Origin of the sequence: Alloyangia pacifica (assembly GCF_003111685.1) — a bacterium.
Classification (GTDB): domain Bacteria; phylum Pseudomonadota; class Alphaproteobacteria; order Rhodobacterales; family Rhodobacteraceae; genus Salipiger; species Salipiger pacificus_A.
In genome coordinates this window covers 252190-272237 of the sequence record NZ_CP022189.1, presented here as the reverse complement: position 1 = coordinate 272237, position 20048 = coordinate 252190, and the positions used below count along the sequence as shown (strand labels likewise).

20 protein-coding genes and 1 riboswitch are annotated in these 20048 nt (G+C 67.5%); of the genes, 10 read left to right on the top strand and 10 right to left on the bottom strand.

Features of this window, described 5'->3' with window-relative positions:
• Positions 1-39: 39 nt before the first annotated feature.
• Entirely contained in the window at positions 40-1269 is a 1230-nt protein-coding gene (locus CEW88_RS01245; protein WP_108964329.1) for a DUF2254 domain-containing protein, read from the bottom strand.
• On the bottom strand, positions 1266-1832 hold the full coding sequence (locus CEW88_RS01240; protein WP_108964328.1) for a gamma-glutamylcyclotransferase family protein: 567 nt from the start codon (positions 1830-1832) through the stop codon (positions 1266-1268). Before CEW88_RS01240 ends, CEW88_RS01245 begins: the two co-directional genes overlap by 4 nt.
• Before the next feature lie 98 nt (positions 1833-1930).
• On the opposite strand from CEW88_RS01240, the gene CEW88_RS01235 reads away from it, so the two are divergent.
• From CEW88_RS01235 to gcvP, 4 genes are all read left to right on the top strand, one after another.
• A complete protein-coding gene (locus CEW88_RS01235; RefSeq protein ID WP_193989046.1) occupies positions 1931-2419 on the top strand; it encodes an RrF2 family transcriptional regulator in 489 nt (162 codons plus the stop codon).
• Positions 2420-2429: 10 nt separating this feature from the next.
• A riboswitch (glycine riboswitch) is annotated at positions 2430-2514 on the top strand.
• 153 nt (positions 2515-2667) lie between these two features.
• Positions 2668-3795 carry a glycine cleavage system aminomethyltransferase GcvT gene (gene gcvT, locus CEW88_RS01230; RefSeq protein WP_108964327.1) on the top strand — a complete coding sequence of 376 codons (1128 nt, stop codon included), beginning with the start codon at positions 2668-2670 and terminating at the stop codon, positions 3793-3795.
• A gap of 19 nt (positions 3796-3814) precedes the next feature.
• Entirely contained in the window at positions 3815-4174 is a 360-nt protein-coding gene (gene gcvH, locus CEW88_RS01225; RefSeq protein ID WP_108964326.1) for a glycine cleavage system protein GcvH, read from the top strand.
• A gap of 134 nt (positions 4175-4308) precedes the next feature.
• Positions 4309-7158 (top strand): aminomethyl-transferring glycine dehydrogenase, encoded by a 2850-nt coding sequence (gene gcvP / locus CEW88_RS01220; RefSeq protein ID WP_108964325.1) that lies wholly within the window; start codon positions 4309-4311, stop codon positions 7156-7158.
• 163 nt (positions 7159-7321) lie between these two features.
• Here the strand turns inward: gcvP and CEW88_RS01215 are convergent, their stop codons facing one another.
• The 3 genes from CEW88_RS01215 to CEW88_RS01205 form a co-directional block, all read right to left on the bottom strand.
• Positions 7322-8203 (bottom strand): inositol monophosphatase family protein, encoded by an 882-nt coding sequence (locus tag CEW88_RS01215; RefSeq protein ID WP_108964324.1) that lies wholly within the window; start codon positions 8201-8203, stop codon positions 7322-7324.
• 71 nt (positions 8204-8274) lie between these two features.
• The gene (locus CEW88_RS01210; protein ID WP_108967466.1) at positions 8275-10800 is read right to left on the bottom strand and encodes an ABC transporter permease; all 2526 of its coding nucleotides are present in this window, start codon (positions 10798-10800) and stop codon (positions 8275-8277) included.
• A gap of 10 nt (positions 10801-10810) precedes the next feature.
• Entirely contained in the window at positions 10811-11509 is a 699-nt protein-coding gene (locus CEW88_RS01205; protein ID WP_108964323.1) for an ABC transporter ATP-binding protein, read from the bottom strand.
• A 20-nt stretch (positions 11510-11529) separates the two neighbouring features.
• On the opposite strand from CEW88_RS01205, the gene CEW88_RS01200 reads away from it, so the two are divergent.
• Positions 11530-12201 carry an arylesterase gene (locus CEW88_RS01200; protein ID WP_108964322.1) on the top strand — a complete coding sequence of 224 codons (672 nt, stop codon included), beginning with the start codon at positions 11530-11532 and terminating at the stop codon, positions 12199-12201.
• Positions 12202-12762: 561 nt separating this feature from the next.
• Here CEW88_RS01200 and CEW88_RS01190 read toward each other — a convergent pair.
• A complete protein-coding gene (locus tag CEW88_RS01190; protein WP_108967464.1) occupies positions 12763-13323 on the bottom strand; it encodes a L,D-transpeptidase in 561 nt (186 codons plus the stop codon).
• Positions 13324-13462: 139 nt separating this feature from the next.
• Here CEW88_RS01190 and trxC point away from each other — a divergent pair, with 139 nt between their 5' ends.
• A complete protein-coding gene (gene trxC / locus CEW88_RS01185) occupies positions 13463-13897 on the top strand; it encodes a thioredoxin TrxC (RefSeq protein ID WP_108964320.1) in 435 nt (144 codons plus the stop codon).
• A 24-nt stretch (positions 13898-13921) separates the two neighbouring features.
• On the opposite strand, the gene CEW88_RS01180 is transcribed toward trxC, so the two are convergent.
• From CEW88_RS01180 to CEW88_RS01170, 3 genes are read right to left on the bottom strand one after another with little or no spacing between them, the layout of a single operon-like run.
• The gene (locus CEW88_RS01180) at positions 13922-14557 is read right to left on the bottom strand and encodes a MotE family protein (RefSeq protein ID WP_108964319.1); all 636 of its coding nucleotides are present in this window, start codon (positions 14555-14557) and stop codon (positions 13922-13924) included.
• 2 nt (positions 14558-14559) lie between these two features.
• Positions 14560-14973, bottom strand: a complete 414-nt coding sequence (locus CEW88_RS01175) for a hypothetical protein (protein WP_108964318.1) — start codon at positions 14971-14973, stop codon at positions 14560-14562.
• A gap of 9 nt (positions 14974-14982) precedes the next feature.
• Positions 14983-15534 carry a flagellar basal body-associated FliL family protein gene (locus CEW88_RS01170; RefSeq protein ID WP_108964317.1) on the bottom strand — a complete coding sequence of 184 codons (552 nt, stop codon included), beginning with the start codon at positions 15532-15534 and terminating at the stop codon, positions 14983-14985.
• A 164-nt stretch (positions 15535-15698) separates the two neighbouring features.
• On the opposite strand from CEW88_RS01170, the gene fliF reads away from it, so the two are divergent.
• The 4 genes from fliF to fliP are packed head-to-tail and all read left to right on the top strand — an operon-like array spanning position 15699 to position 18967.
• Positions 15699-17297: a flagellar basal-body MS-ring/collar protein FliF gene (fliF, locus tag CEW88_RS01165; protein WP_108964316.1), complete on the top strand. Its 1599-nt coding sequence runs from the start codon at positions 15699-15701 to the stop codon at positions 17295-17297.
• Complete coding sequence (locus CEW88_RS01160) at positions 17294-17899, top strand: ABC transporter ATP-binding protein (RefSeq protein ID WP_108964315.1); 606 nt, start codon at positions 17294-17296, stop codon at positions 17897-17899. The genes fliF and CEW88_RS01160 overlap by 4 nt, the downstream gene beginning before the upstream one ends.
• On the top strand, positions 17892-18191 hold the full coding sequence (locus tag CEW88_RS01155; protein ID WP_108964314.1) for a FliM/FliN family flagellar motor switch protein: 300 nt from the start codon (positions 17892-17894) through the stop codon (positions 18189-18191). Before CEW88_RS01160 ends, CEW88_RS01155 begins: the two co-directional genes overlap by 8 nt.
• Positions 18192-18193: 2 nt before the next feature.
• Positions 18194-18967, top strand: coding sequence for a flagellar type III secretion system pore protein FliP (gene fliP / locus CEW88_RS01150; protein ID WP_108964313.1), 774 nt, complete (start codon positions 18194-18196; stop codon positions 18965-18967).
• Positions 18968-19117: 150 nt separating this feature from the next.
• Here the strand turns inward: fliP and trhO are convergent, their stop codons facing one another.
• Positions 19118-20041 carry an oxygen-dependent tRNA uridine(34) hydroxylase TrhO gene (gene trhO, locus CEW88_RS01145; protein WP_108964312.1) on the bottom strand — a complete coding sequence of 308 codons (924 nt, stop codon included), beginning with the start codon at positions 20039-20041 and terminating at the stop codon, positions 19118-19120.
• Positions 20042-20048: the final 7 nt, after the last annotated feature.

Below are 20048 nucleotides of genomic sequence, written 5' to 3'. Positions count from 1 at the left end.
CAAGCCCGCCCCTCTCGCGCTGCACGCGTAGAAGCCGCCTCAGACTTCCTGCCGCTTCGCCTCCAGCCAGCGCCGGTCTGCCTCGACTGTCAGCGCCGCCTCGGCATGGGCAAAGGTGTAGTCGCGGGTGATCTCGGCCGCCACGGCCAGCGCGGGCCACTCCGCGCGGCCCAGCACCTTCATCGCCGCGAGTACGCTGGCGATCACCTCGGGCCGCGCCGCGCCGTCGCGGATCAGCGGGTAGAAGCCGTCCTCCAGCAGGTGCGCGGGGTTAAGCGGCGCCATCTGTACATGCGGAAAGTCCGGCGGCGCATGCTCCGGGCGGCCAAGCTTCATCAGCATTCGCTCCAGCCGCTGCACCACGTCGATCGCCGTGCCCGGATCGTTCACCGCGGGCGAGAGGGCGCGGATGGCGATCTCGTTCATCACCATCACCCCGTAGCGCGCGTCCTGCTCCATGGTACGCGCCGCGCCGACAGTGAAACACTCGGCGATCTCCTCAGGGGCCACATGGCCGCCCGCGACCAGTCCCAGCGGCATGCCTGGCACCAGATGGGCCCCCGGATGGGCGATCACGCGGAACATTGCTTCGGAGGCCGCCAGCTTCTCCTCCAGCGCCTCGAGGTTGATGTATTGCACGTAGCCGGCGGCTTTCGCCGGCACCTCGATTGCGTCCGACGGCAGCGCATGCTCGGGACGGGCGGCGCCCAGCGAAGGGCGGGCCATCGCCCGCTCAAGCGGGGGCAGCGCGCTTTCCACGACCCGCTCGAGCGTGTGGTCCATGCTGCCCATGACGCTCAGGTGGCCGATCCAGCGCAGCATGGCGAGGATCACAGCGACGATGCAGGCAATGGTCAGGAAGAAGATCACCACCGCCGATTCTTCCGAATAGAGCCCGGCGTTGAACAGCACGAGCGCGGTCAGAGAGAAAAGAAAGGTGCCGGTGAAGGCGGCCAGCGCGGTCTGCGCGGTGGTGTCCTGCAGATGCAGCCGGTAGGCGCGCGGTGTCGCCTGGCTCGCCGCCGACTGGAAGGCCTGCACCATGACCGAGAGCGAGAAGGTGGTGACCGTCAGCATTGTCGTGGCAAGGATCGACAGGATCGGCGTCACCGCGTCCGCGCCGAAACGGTCCTTCATCCAGTCCGGGATCAACGGCTGGAACAGCGGGGCCACCGCCACAGCGAGCAGCGCCATCAGGGCGCCGAGCAGCACCCGCACCCCGAGCCGCTTCGAGATACGGTAAAGCAGCAGCAGCCAGCGTGGGGTCATCTGGCGAGCACCCGCGCGCCGAGCCCCGAGAGCGCCGCATCGACAAAGGCGCGCTCATCGTCCGTCAGGCTTTGCGCCCGCGGGTATTGCGGCGCGGCGCGGTCATTGAGGATAGGCGCGTCCCAATTGGCGGTGGTGGCAAGGAAGAGCTCGGCGCCCGCCGCACCGAACTCAGCGAGATAGCCCTGCACCACCACGTCGAGGTAGCTCAGCAGGACCGGGTGCGCGGCATCGGGGGGCAGGCGGTCGCGCTCGGGAACGACGTAAATCGCCAGTTCCTCCACCCGCTCGGCGGGGTGGCGCACATCCTGCAATGCATCGGTCCGGTCGTAACAGGCCTCGCGCAGGTCAAGCGCGGCCCAGCCCGCGTCATCGACGGGGGCGATCAGACCCTCGATCTCGCAGGAGGGATCGCGCAGCACAGTCAGCAGCGACACCGGCCGTCCCGGCACCTGCGCCCAGACCCTGCGCCAGCCCGAGGCCGTGGCCCGGTGCGCCGGGTCGAACCCATGCGTGCGGCGATTGACGAGAGACCCATACCCAAAGAAATAAGATGTGCTCATTCCGCGCTTTTTCTCAGACCCAATTGATATGTGTCAATTCAACCTTTGCCCGAACCCTGTACTTAACCCGCCTATCATTCAAAGCGAGGATATTTCCCGTGCGTGTGACGAAGAGAACGAATATCGCGATCCGTGTCCTGATGCACTGCGCGGCCAACACCGGGCGTCTGGTAACCAAATCCGAGATCGCCAGATGCTGCAATGCCTCTGAAAACCATCTGGCACAGGTCATCAACCAATTGGCACAGCTTGGGTATCTCAGCACACACCGCGGCCGGAACGGCGGGCTGGAGCTTGCGCGCCCAGCCAGCCAGATTCAGATCGGCGAAGTGTTCCGGACGCTCGAATCCCCGGTGCCACTGGCCGAATGCTTCGCCGATGCCGACAACACCTGCCCGCTTACCGAGGCCTGTCGGTTGCGTCTCGCGCTGTCCGAGGCGGCGAATGCCTTCTACGCCACGCTCGATCCGATCACGCTCGACGCGCTTGTCTGCGACAACGCCCCGTTGATCGACATCCTCGTGCCGGGCAGGGCCTGCTCGATCCCACGCGGCACCGCCACGCTTGCGGCGGCTGCGCAAGTATAATAGTTTCCGGCCCATCGCGATGGGAGAACCGGCTTGCCGGTGCCGAAGGAGCAACCGCCCCGGAAACTCTCAGGCCACAGGACCTTCGCGGCACTTGAAAACTCTGGAGAGAGGCGCGGGAAGCGCCCGCCGAAGGGATAACGATCTCAGGCGAAAGGACAGAGGGGGCATTTCGGGCACGGGCGGGATCCGTGCGGGGAATGTCCGGGGGCTCTGCGCCATTCCGGGCCGAGAGGATCGGGGAGCGCATGGACGAGCTGAAACGCACGCCTTTACACGATTTGCACGTCGAGCTGGGCGCCAAGATGGTGCCCTTTGCCGGTTACGAGATGCCGGTGCAGTACAAGCTCGGGGTGCTCAAGGAACATCTTCACACGCGCGAGAAGGCCGGGCTGTTCGACGTCAGCCACATGGGGCAGGTCATCCTGCCCGGCGAGAGCGTGGAGAGCATCGCGCTGGCGCTGGAATCGCTGGTGCCGGTGAACATCGCCGGGCTGGCCGAGAACCGCCAGCGCTACGGCTTCTTCACCAATGAGGCAGGCGGGATCGAGGACGACCTGATGATCGCCAACCGTGGCGATCACCTGTTCGTCGTGGTCAACGCCGCCTGCAAGACACAGGACATGGCGCTGATGCGGGCCGGGCTCGAGCCGAAGGGCGTGACGCCCCGGCTCCTCGGCGACCGCGCGCTGCTGGCGCTGCAGGGCCCGGCGGCCGAGGACGTGCTGGCCACGCTCAACCCCGCGGTGCGCGAGATGCGTTTCATGGATGTCGCGACGGTCGACCTGGTCGGCGCCGACTGCTGGATCTCGCGCTCGGGCTACACCGGCGAGGACGGCTTCGAGATCTCGGTGCCCGAGAACAAGGCGGTCGAGCTCGCCCGCGCCCTGCTGGCGCATGAGGATGTGGAGCCCATCGGCCTTGGGGCACGCGACTCGCTGCGGCTCGAAGCCGGGCTCTGTCTCTATGGCCACGACATCGACAGCACCACCACCCCCGTCGAGGCGGCGCTGACATGGGCGATCCAGAAGGTCCGCCGCAGCGGCGGAGCCCGCGAGGGCGGCTTCCCCGGTGCCGAGAAGATCCTCGCCGAGTTCGACGGCGGCGCCCGCCGCGCCCGCGTTGGTCTGCGCCCCGAGGGCCGGGCCCCGATGCGCGAAGGCGTGGAGATCTTTGCACAAGAAGAAGGCGGCGCGCCGATCGGCCGCGTCACCTCGGGCGGATTCGGGCCAACCACCGGCGCTCCGATCGCCATGGGCTATGTCGATATTGACCACGCCGCCCAAGGCACCCAGCTTTTCGGCGAGGTCCGCGGCAAGCGCCTCGCCGTCGAAGTGGCCGAGATGCCCTTCGTCACCCAGACCTACAAACGCTGACACAGACAGGGACAGCACGATGAAATTTACCGAAGAGCACGAATGGCTCCGCGTCGAGGGCGATCTGGTCGTCGTCGGCATCACCACCCACGCCGCCGAGCAACTCGGGGACGTCGTCTTCGTGGAACTGCCGGAAGAGGGCACCACGGTCAGCAAGGACGACGAGGTGGTGGTGATCGAGTCGGTCAAGGCCGCCTCCGACATTCTCGCCCCGCTCGACGGCGAGATCGTCGAGGTGAACAGCCCGCTCGCCGACGAGCCGTCGAAGGTCAACGACGACCCCGAGGGCGAGGCCTGGTTCTTCAAGATGAAGATCGAGGACCTCTCGGCGCTCGACGACTACATGGACGAAGCCGCCTATAAAAAGTTCATCGGCTGATGTCCCCGCGCCCTGCCCCGCCGCGTCGCGCGGCGGTGCTGCAGGGGCGGCGCGCACCTAAAGAAAGATGAAAGGGGCAGGGCCTTACCTTGCCCCCAAGCCCTGCTGAATCTGCTGTTTTGGGACAGAACCTCATGGCCTTCACGCCCACAGACTACCTGCCGTATGATTTCGCCAACCGTCGCCACATAGGGCCCTCGCCCAAGGAGATGGCGCAGATGTTCGAGGTGCTTGGGGTCAAGGACCTCGACGCACTGATCAAGCAGACCGTCCCCGCCGGCATCCGCCAGGCCGAGGCGCTGGAGCTTGGCAAGCCCATGTCCGAGCGCGAGATGCTCTGGCACATGCGCGAGGTTGCATCGAAGAACAAGGTTCTGACCTCGCTGATCGGCCAAGGCTACCACGGCACGGTGACCCCTCCGGCGATCCAGCGAAATATTTTCGAGAACCCGGCCTGGTACACCGCCTACACACCTTACCAGCCCGAGATCAGCCAAGGCCGCCTCGAGGCGCTGCTGAACTACCAGACCATGGTGTCGGATCTGACCGGGCTCGAGATCGCCAACGCATCCTTGCTCGACGAGGCCACCGCCTGCGCCGAAGCGATGACCATGGCGCAGCGCGTGGCGAAGTCGAAGGCCACCGCCTTCTTCGTCGACGAGAATTGCCACCCGCAGAACATCGCGGTGATGAAGACCCGCGCCGCGCCGCTCGGCATCGAGATCATCGTCGCCAGCCCGGACGCGCTCGAGGCCGAAAAGGTTTTCGGCGCGATCTTCCAGTACCCCGGCACCCACGGCCACGTCCGTGACCTCTCCGCCGAGATGGAGGCGCTGCACGCAGCCAAGGCGATCGGCATCGTTGCCGCCGATCCTATGGCGCTCTGCCTGCTGAAAGAGCCCGGCGCGATGGGCGCCGATATCGCCGTGGGCTCCACGCAGCGCTTCGGCGTGCCGCTCGGCTACGGCGGCCCGCACGCCGCCTACATGGCCACCCGCGATGCCTACAAACGCTCCATGCCCGGGCGCATCGTCGGCGTCTCGATCGACAGCCACGGCAACCGCGCCTACCGGCTCGCGCTGCAGACCCGCGAGCAGCACATCCGCCGCGAAAAGGCCACCTCTAACGTCTGCACCGCGCAGGCGCTGCTGGCGGTGATGGCGGGCTTCTACGCCGTGTTCCACGGCCCCGAGGGTCTGAAGGCCATCGCGCAGCGCATCCACCGCAAGACCGAGCGGCTGGCGCGCGGTCTGGAAGAGGCCGGTTTCAAGGTCGAGCCCGAAACCTTCTTTGACACGATCACCGTGGATGTCGGCCTGCTGCAGCAGGGCGTGCTGCGCGCCGCCGTCAAGGAGGGCGTCAACCTGCGCAAGGTCGGCGAGACCCGCGTCGGCATCACCCTCGACGAGACCACCCGCCCGGCCACCATCGAAGCGGTCTGGCGCGCCTTCGGCCTGCTGCGCAAGGACGAGGATTTCGCACCGCGCTACCGCCTGCCCGAGGCGTCGATCCGCACGAGCAGCTACCTCACGCATGAGGTCTTCCACATGAACCGGGCCGAAACCGAGATGATGCGCTACATGCGCCGCCTCGCGGACCGCGACCTGGCGCTCGACCGGGCGATGATCCCGCTCGGATCGTGCACCATGAAGCTCAATGCAGCCGCCGAGATGATGCCGGTGAGCTGGCCCGAGTTCGCCGGTCTGCACCCCTACGTGCCGCAGGACCAGGCGCTCGGCTACAAGCAGATGATCGACGATCTGTCGGACAAGCTCTGCAAGGTCACCGGCTATGACGCCTTCACCATGCAGCCGAACTCCGGCGCGCAGGGCGAATATGCCGGGCTGCTGACCATCGCCTCGTGGCAGCGTGAACGCGGCGAGGGCCAGCGCAATGTCTGCCTGATCCCGGTCAACGCCCATGGGACCAACCCCGCCTCGGCGCAGATGGTCGGCTGGAAGGTGGTGCCGGTCAAATGCGACGAGAAGGGCTCGATCGACCTCGCGGACTTCCGCGCCAAGGCCGAGCAGTACTCTGATACGCTGGCGGCCTGCATGATCACCTATCCCTCGACCCACGGTGTCTTCGAGGAGACGGTGCGCGACGTCTGCGCGATCACCCACGAGCATGGCGGGCAGGTCTACATCGACGGCGCCAACATGAACGCCATGGTGGGCCTGTCGCGCCCCGGCGATCTGGGCGGCGACGTCAGCCACCTGAACCTGCACAAGACCTTCTGCATCCCGCATGGCGGCGGCGGACCCGGCATGGGGCCGATCGGCGTCAAGGAGCACCTGGTGCCGCACTTTCCTGCGCACCCGCTCGAGGATGGCATCGCCGGGCCGGTCTCGGCCGCGCCCTACGGTTCGCCCTCGCTGCTGCCGATCTCCTGGGGCTATATCCAGATGATGGGCGGCGAGGGGCTGACGCAGGCGACGCGCGTGGCGATCCTCAATGCCAACTACATCGCGACCCGCCTCGCCGGGGCCTACGAGGTGCTCTACACCGGTCACGAGGGCCGCGTGGCGCATGAGTGCATCATCGACATCCGCCCCTTCGCCGACAGCTGCGGCATCACCGTGGACGATGTGGCCAAGCGGCTGATCGACTGCGGTTTCCACGCGCCGACCATGAGCTTCCCGGTCGCGGGCACACTTATGATCGAGCCGACGGAGTCGGAGACCAAGGCCGAGCTCGACCGTTTCTGCGACGCCATGCTGGCGATCCGCGAGGAGATCCGAGCGGTGGAAGAGGGTGAGGCCGATCCCGAGAACAACCCGCTGAAACACGCGCCGCACACCATGGAAGACCTCGTGCGCGACTGGGACCGGCCCTACAGCCGCGAACAGGGCTGTTTCCCGCCGGGCGCCTTCCGGGTGGACAAGTACTGGCCGCCGGTCAACCGGGTCGACAACGCCTGGGGCGACCGCAACCTGACCTGCACCTGCCCGCCGATGAGCGACTACGCCGAGGCAGCAGAGTAAGCCGGAAAAAGCGAGGGGCGCCGTCCATCGGGCTCGGACCGATTGCGGCGCACGTCACGACCCTCGCGCGCAGCGGGGGGTTTTCGCACCGGAGCCAAGCCGAAGGCTGCAACGCAAAAGGGCGGGACCTCGGTCCCGCCCTTTCTTGTGTCGCCGCGCGGCCTCAGCTTGCGGAGGGCGCCTCGAGCAGGAAGGCAAAGGCGTCGCGGATGCGCTCCCAGGTCTCCTTGTTGGAGGCACAGAGCAGGACCCCATCGCGCAGCTTGGCGTTGTACTCGGAGCCGTCCAGCATCGCGACATGACCGCCCGCGCACCGCGCGATCAGCGCGCCCGCGGCGTGGTCCCAAGGGGTGAGCCGGGCCGAAAAGTGGAAATCCACCGAACCTTGCGCGAAAAGGCGGAACTCATGCGCCGAGCAGCGTAGCGTATGGCTGCGCTCGAAGAGCGGCAGCGCGGCGCCGACCTCGGGCCGCTTGTCCTCGGGCATCAGGTAGAAGGGAATGAAGCCCTGAAGGTCCGACAGCTGCCCGCCCGGCGAAACGCCAAGGCGGCGCGTCAGGCGGCGCTTTGGCAGGAACATCTCCGCCGGGCCTCCGGTCTCGGCGATCACCACGTCGTCCATGATCGGATCGTAGATCATCCCGAAAACCGGCACGCCGAAGCGTGTCGCCGAGAGGATGATCCCGAAGGTCGCCAACCCATGCGCGTAGTTCCAGGTGCCATCCACCGGGTCGATGGTAAAGGCCAGCTCCGCATCGCCGATGCGGTCGCGGATCTCGGGGTGCTCGGCCACGGCCTCCTCACCGACGATGAGCGCGTGCGGATACATGCGCTGCAGGCCTCGCGCGATCATTGCCTCGGCACCCTTGTCGGCGGCGGTCACCAGGTCCTGCCGACCGGTCTTTTCCGAGATTTCCGACGGGTCGAGCGCCCGGAAGCGCGGCAGGATCTCGGCCCGCGCTGCGCGGCGCAGCAGGTTGAGGATGCTGGTCCTTTGCGCCGGGGTGATCGGAGCCGAGATCGGCATAGGCAGGGAATCGGTCATGGGGCAAGTCCGTTCGTTTCAGCCAAGGGTCGGCACTGACCTGCCAGCCCCTGCCCCGAGGTTCAAGCCGCTTACTCGCGCGCGCGCAGAACCCGCGCAGGTCTTGCCGACAGCGGTCGCCAGGCGAAGGCGAGGCCGGCCAGCAATGTCGCCAGCGCGCCACCGAGGATGATCGCGATGGCCGAGCCCCACATGATGCTGAACTCGGTCTCCATCAAGAAGTGACTCACCGCCCAGCCTCCGAGAATACCGGCGACCAATGCGACACCGCCCGCCGCCGCCCCGAGCAGCGCCGAGCGTAGGGCGAAGCTCTGCAGGATGCGCGCGCGTGAGGCGCCGAGCGTCTTCAGCACGGCCGCCTCGTAGCTGCGCGCCGCCTCGCCGGCCGAGGCCGCGCCGATGAGCACCAGGAAGCCCGTCAGCAGCGTCGCCGCCGCGCCCCAGCGGATCGCCCCTGCCACGCCTTCGAGCAGCTCCGAGACCCGGTCGATGGCGTCGCGCACCCGGATCGCGGTGATATTGGGATAGGCATCTGCCAGGTCGCGCAGAATTGCCGCCTCAGCCTGCGGCTCGGCGTAGACCGTCGAGATCCAGGTGTGCGGCGCGCCGGCCACCGCCGAGGGGTTGAGTGACATGACAAAGCCGATCCCGGCGGTCGAGAAATCCACCTCCCGGAAGCTGGTGATCGTGGCGGTGATGTCGCGGCCGAGGATGTTGAGGGTGATCTGGTCGCCGAGCTTGAGGCCAATCTCCTCGGCCTCCTCGGCGGCGAAGCTCACCTGCGGCGGGCCGGCGTAATCCTCGGGCCACCATGCGCCCGCCGTCACCTTGGTGCGCTCGTCCGGCTGTGCGGCGTAGGTAAGGCCCCGGTCTCCACGCACGACCCAGTGGCCGCCCGCCACCTCGCGCGCGTCGCGCCCGTTGATCTGGGTGAGCACTCCGCGCAGCATCGGCGCCGTGTCAACGCGGCTGACGGCGGGGTCGTCCGCGAGCCGCTCCGTGAAGCCGTCGATCTGATCGGGCTGGATGTCGACGAAGAAGTACGAAGGTGCGACCGCGGGCAGGTCGCGCGAGATCGAGGCGCGCAGGTTGCCGTCGATCTGGCCTATGGCGGCCAGCACCGTCAGCCCGAGCCCCAGCGAAAGCACCACCGAGGCAGCTGTCTCGCGCGGGCCGCCGATGGCCGAGAGCGCCCACCGCAGCGCCGGGCGGCCGCGGGACAGCGGTGCGGCGCGATGCGCCAGCCAGCGGATGCCACTGGCGGCAAGCGCCAGGATGACCAGTGCCGCCATCAGGCCGGCCGCGGTCCATAGGGTGATCTTGCGGTCCCCCGAGAAGAGCGTCGCGGCGCCGACCAGCAGAGCCAGCAGTACCAGCGTGGCGATCACGTAGCGCGTTGCGGGCAGCCCCCGGGCGCTGTCGAGCGCGTCGCGAAAGAGCGTTGCGGCGCGCACCTCCTCGGTCCGGGCCAGCGGCCAGAGGGTGAAGAGCAGCGCTGTCAGCACGCCGTAGAGCGCGGCCTCGGCCAGCGGGCCCGGATAGATGGTGAAGAGCACCGGCACCGGCAGCGCGCTGGCGATGAGCGGGCCGAAGAGCAGCGGGATCCCGGCCCCGAGGACCAGCCCCAGCGCGATGCCCACCAACGACAGCGCCCCGATCTGCAGGAAGTAGGTGAGGAATATGGTGTTGCGCGAGGCCCCCAACGTGCGCAGCGTCGCGATCACCGAGGTCTTGCGGGCGAGATAGGCGCGCACCGCCGCCGAGACGCCGATACCGCCAACCGCCAACCCCGACAGGCCGACCAGCACGAGGAAGCGCCCGAGCCGCTCGACAAAGCGCGCGATGCCCGGCGCCCCGTTGCGCGAGTCGCGCCAGCGGATACCACCTTCACGGTAGCGCTCCGCCGCCTCGGTCTTCAGCGCCTCGAGATCGCTGCCGGGCGGCAGCCGCAGCCGGTATTGGCTTTCGTAGAGCGAGCCAGGGGCGAGGAGTCCGCTTCCCTCCAGATCGCCCGTGCGCACCAGCGTGCGCGGGCCGAGCCCGAAGCCGTCCCCTGCGTCGTCAGGCTCTCGCAGGATCACCGCCGAGAGGGTGAAGGCCTGCGTGCCCAGCTTGAAACTGTCGCCCGGCGCAAGCCCCAGCCGGTCGGCCAGCACCGGCGCCATGACGGCCCCCGGCAGCGCGCCTCCGTCCAGCGCCTGCGAGAGCGGCATCGGCGGGTCGAGCACCATCTCGCCCAGAAGCGGGTAGGCGTCGTCCACGGATTTGACCTGCGTCAGGCCCCGCTCGGTCTCGCCATCCCGTGTGACCGTGGCCATGGACCGGAAATCGGTGACGACCGAGATGTCGGTCGAGATGCCCTCAAGCCAGCTCAGTTCCTCGTCGCTGGCGAAGCGATAGGTGAACTCGGCCTGCGCATCGCCGCCAAGCAGCACCGCGCCCTGATCGGCGAGCCCCGCCTCGATGGCGGTGCGCACCGAGCCGACCCCGGCAATGGCGGCGACACCGAGCGCGAGGCAGGCGATGAAGATGCGGAAGCCATGCACGCCGCCGCGCAGCTCGCGGCGGGCGAAACGGGCAGCGGTGGCCAGACTCATCGCGCCGCCCTCATTCGGCGGCCCGGGCGCGCGCGGCTGCGGGGTCGATCCGGCCATCGGTGAGCCGGACCACGCGGTCGCAGCGCTCGGCCAGCCGGTTCGAGTGGGTGACAAGCACCAGCGTCGCGCCATGATCGTCGCGCAGCCCGAAGAGCAGGTCCATGATCGCCTGCCCGGTGCTGCCGTCGAGGTTTCCGGTCGGCTCATCCGCGAGGAGGATCTGCGGCCTTGGCGCCGAGGCGCGGGCCAGCGCCACGCGCTGCTGCTCGCCCCCCGACATCTGCGAGGGGTAATGCCCGGCGCGATGCCCGAGGTTGACCCGCTCCAGCTCGGCCTCGGCGCGGGCAAAGGCATCCTTGTGTCCGGCCAGCTCGAGCGGGGTCGCGACATTCTCGAGCGCGGTCATCGTCGGGATGAGGTTGAACGATTGGAACACCACGCCCATGTGGTCGCGCCGGAACCGCGCCATGCGGTCTTCGTCCATGCCGGTGAACTCCTGCCCCAGCACCGACACCCGCCCCGTCGTCGCGCTTTCCAGACCTCCCATGATCATCAGCAGCGAGCTTTTCCCCGAGCCGGACGGCCCGATCAGCCCCAATGTCTCGCCCCGTGCGACCTCCATCGAGATTCCGTGAAGGATTTCGACCGGTCCGGCATTGCCCCTGAGGCTGAGGGTGACATCATGAAGGGCAATGACGGGATCGGGCATCGAAAGGGCCTTTCGGGAAAATGGCACGTTCACTGACATATGGGGGCTTTGCCCCGCTCAGCAAGGCTGCGGCCTGCCTTGCCTTTCTGCTCGCCCCCCTGCCCGCCTCGGCGATGGAGATCCTGGCCTTGGGCGACAGCCTGACCCAGGGTTACGGGCTGCCGGCGTCCGACGGGCTGGTGCCGCAGCTTCAGAGCTGGCTGCAGGCGCGGGGCCACGAGGTGACGGTGGTCAACGGCGGCGTGTCCGGCGACACGACGGCGGGTGGGCTGTCGCGCGTCGCCTGGTCGCTCACCCCTGAAATCGACGCGATGATCGTGACGCTGGGGGGCAACGACATGATGCGCGGGATCGATCCGGCCACCTCGCGCAGCAACCTCGATGGCATACTAAAGGAGGCGCAGGCCCGCGATCTTCCGGTGCTGCTGGTGGGGATGACCGCACCCGGCAATTTCGGACCAGAGTACAAGGCGCAGTTCGATTCGATCTACCCGGAACTGGCCGAAACCTATGACGCGCTGTTCTACGCGGATTTCTTTTCCGGGTTGCGCGAAGGCGGCGCGGCGCCGGCGAACCTTGGCGCGGTGATGCAGCCCGACGGCATTCATCCGAATGCAGAAGGGGTGAAACGGGTGGTTGCGGCGCTTGGCCCGAGCGTCGAGGCGCTGATCGCCGAAGCCGGGGACAGATAGCCCTGCAGCCGGACACCCGTGTCTTTCGGTAGGTGCCTTGCGGTAGTTGTCTTGCGGCCGTCGCAAGCCGTGCCGGTGAAGGCAGCGCGCGCGGTTCACGCGCAACGGCGTCAAGCAAGTGCGCGGCTCAAGAGCGGACGATCACCGCCTCGTCCGACCCGGCGTCTCCGCCGCGCAGAGACGCACAGAGGATCGGAAGCAGCCCCGAAACGAGGCTGACAGAGAAGTAGAGACCCAATGCGCTCAGCGCAGAGGTATCAAGGAACAACCATGCAAAAAGGCCGCAGAAGGCACCCAGGGTGCTGCCGGCCAAGAGAGCCACAATCGCCATAGACTTACCCTTCGAATTCTTTTGATTGCAGGGGTCCCGGACGTCCGGGCCGCTGATTATGGTCTGATCTTGCTGGCGGATTCGGGCCTGAATATGGCATCCCGCGCGTCAAACCGCGAAAATTTCCGTTCAAATCAATATGCTAAAAGTGTATCTGACTATTCTTTGGGTGACGGTCCCTGCCGGGACCGCCTCCTGTTTCGGGCCACGCGCTGCCGCGTGGCGAGCGTTCAAATCACCGTCACCTTCGTGCCGACGGGAACCCGCTGGTAGAGATCGATGACGTGCTCGTTGATCATCCGGATGCAGCCGTTCGACACCGAGCGGCCGATGGTGCCGGGCTGCGTCGTGCCATGAATGCGGAAGAACGTATCGCGCCCGTTCTGGAACAGGTAGAGCGCGCGCGCCCCCAGCGGGTTGCCGGGGCCGCCGGGCTCTACATAGTCGTTGTCCTTGAACTTGGCGTAAGTCTGTGGCTCGCGCTCGATCATCTCGTTGGTCGGGCGCCATGTCGGCCATTCCTTCTTGACCTGGATGACCGCCTCGCCGGTGAACTCCAGCCCCGCCTTGCCCACGCCGACGCCGTAGCGCAGCGCCTCGCCTGGCGCGGTGATGAAATAAAGGAAATGGGCGCGCGGCATGATCAGAATCTGCCCCGGCTGCATGTCGCTGCGCATGCGCACGGGCTGCGGTGCGAATTTCGGATCGAGCGTGAAGGCGGACGTCGGACCTGCGGCGGCCAGAAGCGCCCCTGCGCTGGCCGTGGCGACGAATTTGCGACGGGTGATCATGGGCACCTCTCCAGTTTGGTCGTAAGGCATAAGGATTCTGTTTCCGCTGCGCATAAAATCAATGGGAAACGGTCAGGGGGATTGTCACAATTGCGCGGAGAACACATATCAGTTGAAATGAATGTATGGAGATCGAGAAATGGTCAAGCTTGTCTGCCTTGAGTGTGGTCAGACCAACCAGGCTCCGCAAGAGCGTCTCGACGCTGGCCCCAAATGCGGCACGTGCGGCGCCGCGCTGATGGACGGAAAGGCGCACGAGATCGACGCCGACACGCTGGCCAAGGCGATCCGCACCGACGAAGCGCCGCTCGTGGTGGATTTCTGGGCGCCCTGGTGCGGCCCCTGCCGGATGATGGCGCCGGAATTCTCCAAGGCGGCCGCCGCGCTGAAGGGCAAGGCCCGGTTGGTCAAGTTGAATACCGAGCAGCACCAGAAGGCCGCGGCGCAATTCGGCATTCGCGGCATCCCCACGCTCATCGCTTTCGGCAAGGGGCGCGAGGCCGCGCGGCAATCCGGTGCGCTGCCCGCCGCGAAGATCGAGGCCTTTGCCCTGCGCTCTCCGGAAGGGCGCTGAGCGTCAAGACCCCGCGCGCCGCGGCTAGTTCTTCGGCGCGTTGGCGTTTCGTCCTGCCAGCATGACACTGATCGTATAGGCCACCTGCGGGTCCATTCCGGAAAGGATCGCGGCCGCGGCATCCGGGCGCATCCGCCCGAGGAACCCCGCGGCGAAGTCAGGCTCCATCTGCGAAAAAACCGCCGCCGCTTCGCGCGGCTTCATGTTGGCATAGACCTGCGTGAGCTGGGCGACGTCATCCTCGGCAGCGGTCTCTGCCATGGCCAGGGTGGCGCGCAGGCGCTGCTCGGTTTCTTCCATCGCGGCCAGCTTCTGATCGATTGTGCTTTCGGCCAGCTGCAGCGCCTGCTGACGGCTGCGCAGGTCGGTCTCGCGCTGTGCAACATCGGCTTCGCGCGCCCGAAGCGCCGCAAGCGCCGGGGCGAGGTCTTCCTCGCCCATACAGGTTCCAATTGGGTCGGCCCCGTCTGCCGGCGCTGCCTTGTCCCCCTTGCCAGCCATGATCTCCTGCTCCGCCGCCCCGTCCTGCGGCAGGTTGTCCAGCGCCTGCGCCGCACCGGCACCAAGCCGCAAGATGGCCGACACGATCATCAAGGCGCTGATGATCCCCAGGGCACCGCGCCCGCGACCAGGGATCAACTTGCGAAAGACGGCGGCCATCGTCACGCGGCGCCGCTGCGCGAGTGGCGCAGGAACACCGGCTCTGCGAAGCCCGAGTCAGCCTCCGGCTCAGGGGATTTGACCCTGCCCGAGGCAGCGGCGCCCGCAGCCCCGCCCGAATTTCCGGCCACCTCCGGGAGGTCATGCATCGAGGCGATCAGCAGCTCCAGCCGATGCGCCACCTGTTCACCCCGTTCGGTCAGGTCACTCAGGGTCTCGCCGGATTTTCCCGCCGCCTGCTGCGCCGCCTCCAGCGTCCGGGTGAGATCATCGACCTGCGCCGAAAGCACCGCCACCGCCCCGCCGACGCCCTTCTCCAGGTCGGTGAAACGGGTGAGCCTCCGCGACAGGACAAAACAGTAGAATCCGGCGCCAAACGCTCCGGCCGCCAGCAGGATATCGGCAATCATCTCCATGAGGCCCTCTCAATTCAGCACAAATTCTGTCACCAGCAGATCGCGGACCTTCTCGTCTCCCGCGACCATCTGGATGCGGCGCAGCATCTGGGCACGCAGACGGATGAGCGCGCCCTGCGCCTCAACGTCGCCCGACTCCAGCGCGCGCAGATAGGTGTTCAGCACGTCGAGGATCCGCGGCATGAGCGCTTCGACCGCGGCGCGCTGCTCCGGTGCCACCTCGAGCTGCGCGGTGAAGCGCAGGTGGTGCAAGGAGGTCACCGGCCCAAGCGAGGCGACGATCTGCGGCAACGCGATGAATGCCGTGGCCCCGGCGGCCTCGCCCCGTCCGTCGCCTTGCGCCTCCGTCGCCCCGTGCCCCGTTTCCGCCTCCGCCCCATGGCCCTCGGCTCCGCCGGTCGCAGCAGCGCCGCCAAACGGAAGCATCCCCGAGAAAGCCGCGTAGAAGCCGCCACCAGCCCCGAGCAGAGCAAGCAAAAGCCCGATCAGAAGCGGAAGTTTCGTTGCTTTCTTCGGCGGCGGGTCATCCTCGCCGGCCGCGTCGGCGGTGGCGTCGGTCATGGGGCACCTCGTGTCTGGCAGGCCGCTTATAGGCGCACAGAGGCTAACCGATTATTAAGTCGGATCGGCCAAACATGCATTCATCTGACATTCCCCGGGGCTGACCTCCGGGGCATCCCGGCCCTCCGACCGCAGCACCGGCCGGAGCCGAGACGGAGGACCACTTGCAGCAGCTCGCGACAGTCTGGAACACGCTCACCCCGCGCCGCCGCGCGGTGGCCCTCGGGGCCACGCTGGCGATGATACTGGCGGTTTTCGGGCTTGCCCGCGTTGCCAGTGCGCCGCCCATGTCACTGCTCTACGCCGGGCTCGAGAACGGCGCCGCTGGCGAGGTGGTCGAGGCGCTGGAATCGCGCGGCATCCCCTTCGAGGTGCGCGGCGGCGCGATCTTCGTGCCCGACGCACAGCGCGATGCGCTGCGTATGACCCTTGCCAGCGAGGGGCTGCCGGCGAACAGCACCCAAGGCTACGAGCTGCTTGATACCCTGTCCGGGTTCGGCACCACCTCGCAGATGTTCGATGCCGCCTACTGGCGCGCCAAGGAGGGGGAACTGGCGCGCACCATCGTCGCCAGCCCGCTCATCGCCGCAGCCCGCGTACACATCGCGAATTCCAGCGCGAATCCCTTCCAGCGGGAGGTCACGCCCTCCGCCTCGATCTCAGTCACCGTCGCTGGGCCGGCGATCACCCCGGCACAGGCGCGCGCGCTGAAATATCTCGTCGCCTCGGCCGTTCCCGGGCTCGTGCCCGAGGAGGTGGCGGTGATCGACAGCCTCGCCGGTCTCATCGGCAGCGAAGACGAGCCCGGCAGCGGCCGCAGCGCCGAAGACCGTGCGCTGGCGCTGCGCGACCGCGTGCAGCGCCTGATGGAGGCGCGGGTCGGCAGCGGGAACGCCGTGGTCGAGGTCAGCGTCGATACGGTGACCGAGAGCGAATCGATCCGAGAACGGCGCTTCGACCCCGAAGGCCGCGTCGCGATCTCGACCGACACCGAAGAAGAGAGCAACAGCGACCAGAACAGCGGCAGCCCGAATGTAACCGTCGCCTCGAACCTCCCGGACGGGGAGGCCGGAGGCAACCAGTCCTCCTCGAGCCAGAGCAGCGAGACGCGCGAACGGGTGAACTACGAGGTATCTGAAACTCTCCGCGAAATCACCCGCGTGCCCGGCGCTGTACGCCGCTTGACCGTCGCGGTGCTGGTCAATGGCCGGTTCGAGACCGCCACCGACGGCACGCAGACCTTCGTGCCCCTGCCCGACGCGGAGCTCGCGGCGCTGCGCGATCTCGTCGCCTCCGCCGTCGGCTTCGACGAGGCGCGTGGCGACGAGATCACCTTGCGTTCCTTGCCTTTCGAGCGACCCGAGGGCCTGGGGACCGGCCCCATAGAGCCGAGCTGGGTCTCCATGCCGCTCGACCCGATGACGTTGATCCAGCTCGGCGTGCTCGCCGGCGTCGCGCTCATCCTCGGGCTCTTCGTAGTGCGCCCGATTCTCGCCGGGAAGGGCGCTGCCGCGCCGCTTGCGCTTCCCGGCGCCGGCTCCGCACCTGAAGCGCTGAGCGGCGAAATCGAGGAGGACGACGGCTTCGCCCCGCTCGCCTCGCTGGGCAGCGGACCCGATTTCGGCGGGCTCGGCATGGTCGATTTCGATTCTCCCGCCGAGGAGGATCCTGTGGACCGCCTGCGCGCCCTCATCGAAGAGCGCAAGACCGAAACGGTAGAGATCCTGCGCAGCTGGCTCGATGAGAAGGAAGAGGCGAAGTGAGCGACCTGCGCAATTTTCTCGAAGATTTCTCGCGCCGCCCCCCGAGGCCCGAGGTGACAGCGGCCGAATCGGGCACGGAGCAGGTCGACGCGCTGAAACTGGAGGCCTTCGATTCCGGCTACCGCGCAGGCTGGGACGACGCGATCACGGCGCAATCCGAGGAATCCGGCCGGATCGCCAGCGATTTCTCGCAGAACCTCCAGGATCTCTCCTTCACCTACAACGAGGCCTACCGGCAGATGCTCGACGCGGTGACGCCGCTGCTCGAGGAAATGCTACGGGCGTTGCTGCCCCGGCTGCTGCACGAGACCCTCGGACTGCACCTGCGCGAACAGCTGAGCGCCATGGCGCAGGAGATCGCGCGGCGCGAGGTGCTGATCGCCGTGGCCCCGGGCACCTCGGCACGGGTCGCCCCCCTGCTCGACCAGGACTTCGGCTTTCCGCTGCGGCTCGAGGAGGACGAGACCTTGGCCGAAGGGCAGGCCGACCTGCGCTTCGGCGAGACCGAACGACAGATCGACATGACCGGCCTTCTCGAGGAAGTGACCCGTGCGGTCGAGGGATTCGCCCATGACACCCGGAGGAGTGCAGCACATGGATGAGAGAGCCGAAGATGGCAGCCCCGCCGGGGGTGGCGCGCGCAGCACCGCCTTCACCTCTGTGCCGATCGAGATCACCGTTTCGGTCGGGCGTGCCCGCCCGCTTGTACGCGAGCTTCTGAAGCTTGGCGAAGGCTCGGTGCTGACCCTCGATCGCCGGCTCGAGGACCCGGTCGAGCTCTACGTTGGCGACAAGCTGATTGGCACCGGCGCGCTGGAGGTCACCGGGGAGGGCGAAACCGCGCAGCTCGCAGTGCGCCTGCTCGAGGTGATGGACATCCAGAGCCCGGGCTGACCATGTGCAGCCGCCGCCACGTCTGCCGTCTCGCCGCGCGCCGCCTTGGGCGAGCGGGTCTCGGCGCGGGTCTTGCGTTGCTCAACCTGCTGCCGGGCGCCGCGGCGGCGCAGCAGGTCTCGGTGGATTTCGGCGCGGGTGGCTCGGTCGCCGCGGTCAGCCTGCAACTGATCGCGCTGGTCACCCTGCTCAGCCTGGCGCCCGGAATCGCGGTGATGGTGACCTGTTTTCCCTTCATCGTCACCGTGCTGGCGATCTTGCGTCAGGCCCTGGGGCTGCAGCAGTCGCCGCCGAACATGCTGATCGTCAGCCTCGCGCTGCTTCTCACATTTTTCGTCATGGAGCCCACCTTCACCACTGCATGGGAGCAGGGAATCGAGCCGCTGCTCGACGAGCGCATCGAACTGGCCGAGGCGACCGAGCGCACACTCGCGCCGTTCCGGGGCTTCATGGCGGCGCGCTGCGATCCGGCGACCTTCGAGACCATGGCCGAGCTGCGACCGGAAACGGAGGACACGTCGCTCGCACCCGACGCCCCGCTGTCGCTGCTGGTGCCGAGCTTCATGCTTTCGGAGATCGCCCGCGCCTTCCAGGTGGGCTTCCTGATCTTCCTGCCCTTCCTGATCATCGACCTTGTGGTGGCGGCGGTGCTGATGTCGATGGGCATGATGATGGTCCCCCCGGCCATCGTCTCACTCCCCTTCAAGCTCGCCTTCTTCGTCATCGCCGACGGCTGGTCGCTGCTCTCGGGCGCCTTGGTGCGAAGCTATTTCTGAAGACGCCCGGCGCGCGGTCCGCGCGATCTGGCTGCCGAGAGGATGACGCACACCCCCGCGCCACCCCGGCAGCGACACCGCGGGTCCAAAAAGAAAATCCCGCGAACAGGCACCGCGGGACCGATCGGAAGGCCAGCAAGGCGGAGCAGATTACAGCCCTTCGCCCGGCGTATCCGCATGCAGGTGGCGCTCACCGCGCGCCTTGGCGAGGGCGATCTGCTTCTGCCGCTCGCGGAAGCGCGCCTTGTCCTCGTCCGAGGTCTCGGCAACGCACTGGTGGCACGAGACACCTTCCTCGTAGTCGGGGCGGGCGCGGTCCTCGGGCAGGATCGGCCGGCGGCAGGCATGGCAGAGCTCGTGCGGGCCTTCGCGCAGCCCGTGCCCGACCGAGACGCGGCCGTCGAAGACGAAGCAGCTGCCCTGCCAGCTGCTGTCTTCCTCGGGCACCTCCTCGAGGTATTTCAGGATGCCGCCCTTGAGGTGATAGACCTCCTCGACGCCCTGGCTCAGCAGGTAGTTCGTCGACTTCTCGCAGCGGATGCCGCCGGTGCAGAACATAGCGATGCGCTTGTTGTGGAAGCGGTCCTTGTTCTGCGCCCACCACTCGGGGAACTCGCGGAACGTGGCGGTCTGCGGATCGACCGCCCCCTCGAAAGTGCCGATGGCGATCTCGTAATCGTTGCGCGTGTCGATCACCGCCACGTCGGGCGAGCGGATCAGATCATTCCAGTCGGCCGGCGCCACGTAATGGCCGACGCTGGCGCGCGGATCGACACCGGGCTGACCCATGGTGACGATTTCCTTCTTCAGCCGCACCTTCATGCGGGCGAAGGGGCGCTCGGCGGCCTCGGAGACCTTCCATTCCAGATCGGCGCAGCCGGGCAGCGCGCGGATATGCGCGAGCACCGCATCGACCCCGGCGCGCGGGCCGGCGATGGTGCCGTTGATCCCCTCGCCGGCCAGCAACAGCGTGCCGGTGACCGAATTGGCGAGGCACAGGTCCAGAAGCGGTCCGCGCAGGACAGCGGGATCGTCGAAGCGGATGAAGTGGTAGAGGGCGCAGACTGTGAACATGCGGGCG

Excerpts from the sequence above, each read along its gene's own strand:
- CEW88_RS01245 (WP_108964329.1), bottom strand. The coding sequence starts at position 1,269 with ATGACCCCACGCTGGCTGCTGCTGCTTTACCGTATCTCGAAGCGGCTC.
- CEW88_RS01240 (WP_108964328.1), bottom strand. The coding sequence starts at position 1,832 with ATGAGCACATCTTATTTCTTTGGGTATGGGTCTCTCGTCAATCGCCGC.
- gcvT (WP_108964327.1), top strand. The coding sequence starts at position 2,668 with ATGGACGAGCTGAAACGCACGCCTTTACACGATTTGCACGTCGAGCTG.
- gcvH (WP_108964326.1), top strand. The coding sequence starts at position 3,815 with ATGAAATTTACCGAAGAGCACGAATGGCTCCGCGTCGAGGGCGATCTG.
- gcvP (WP_108964325.1), top strand. The coding sequence starts at position 4,309 with ATGGCCTTCACGCCCACAGACTACCTGCCGTATGATTTCGCCAACCGT.
- CEW88_RS01215 (WP_108964324.1), bottom strand. The coding sequence starts at position 8,203 with ATGACCGATTCCCTGCCTATGCCGATCTCGGCTCCGATCACCCCGGCG.
- CEW88_RS01210 (WP_108967466.1), bottom strand. The coding sequence starts at position 10,800 with ATGAGTCTGGCCACCGCTGCCCGTTTCGCCCGCCGCGAGCTGCGCGGC.
- CEW88_RS01205 (WP_108964323.1), bottom strand. The coding sequence starts at position 11,509 with ATGCCCGATCCCGTCATTGCCCTTCATGATGTCACCCTCAGCCTCAGG.
- CEW88_RS01200 (WP_108964322.1), top strand. The coding sequence starts at position 11,530 with ATGGCACGTTCACTGACATATGGGGGCTTTGCCCCGCTCAGCAAGGCT.
- CEW88_RS01190 (WP_108967464.1), bottom strand. The coding sequence starts at position 13,323 with ATGATCACCCGTCGCAAATTCGTCGCCACGGCCAGCGCAGGGGCGCTT.
- trxC (WP_108964320.1), top strand. The coding sequence starts at position 13,463 with ATGGTCAAGCTTGTCTGCCTTGAGTGTGGTCAGACCAACCAGGCTCCG.
- CEW88_RS01180 (WP_108964319.1), bottom strand. The coding sequence starts at position 14,557 with ATGGCCGCCGTCTTTCGCAAGTTGATCCCTGGTCGCGGGCGCGGTGCC.
- CEW88_RS01175 (WP_108964318.1), bottom strand. The coding sequence starts at position 14,973 with ATGGAGATGATTGCCGATATCCTGCTGGCGGCCGGAGCGTTTGGCGCC.
- CEW88_RS01170 (WP_108964317.1), bottom strand. The coding sequence starts at position 15,534 with ATGACCGACGCCACCGCCGACGCGGCCGGCGAGGATGACCCGCCGCCG.
- CEW88_RS01155 (WP_108964314.1), top strand. The coding sequence starts at position 17,892 with ATGGATGAGAGAGCCGAAGATGGCAGCCCCGCCGGGGGTGGCGCGCGC.
- fliP (WP_108964313.1), top strand. The coding sequence starts at position 18,194 with ATGTGCAGCCGCCGCCACGTCTGCCGTCTCGCCGCGCGCCGCCTTGGG.
- trhO (WP_108964312.1), bottom strand. The coding sequence starts at position 20,041 with ATGTTCACAGTCTGCGCCCTCTACCACTTCATCCGCTTCGACGATCCC.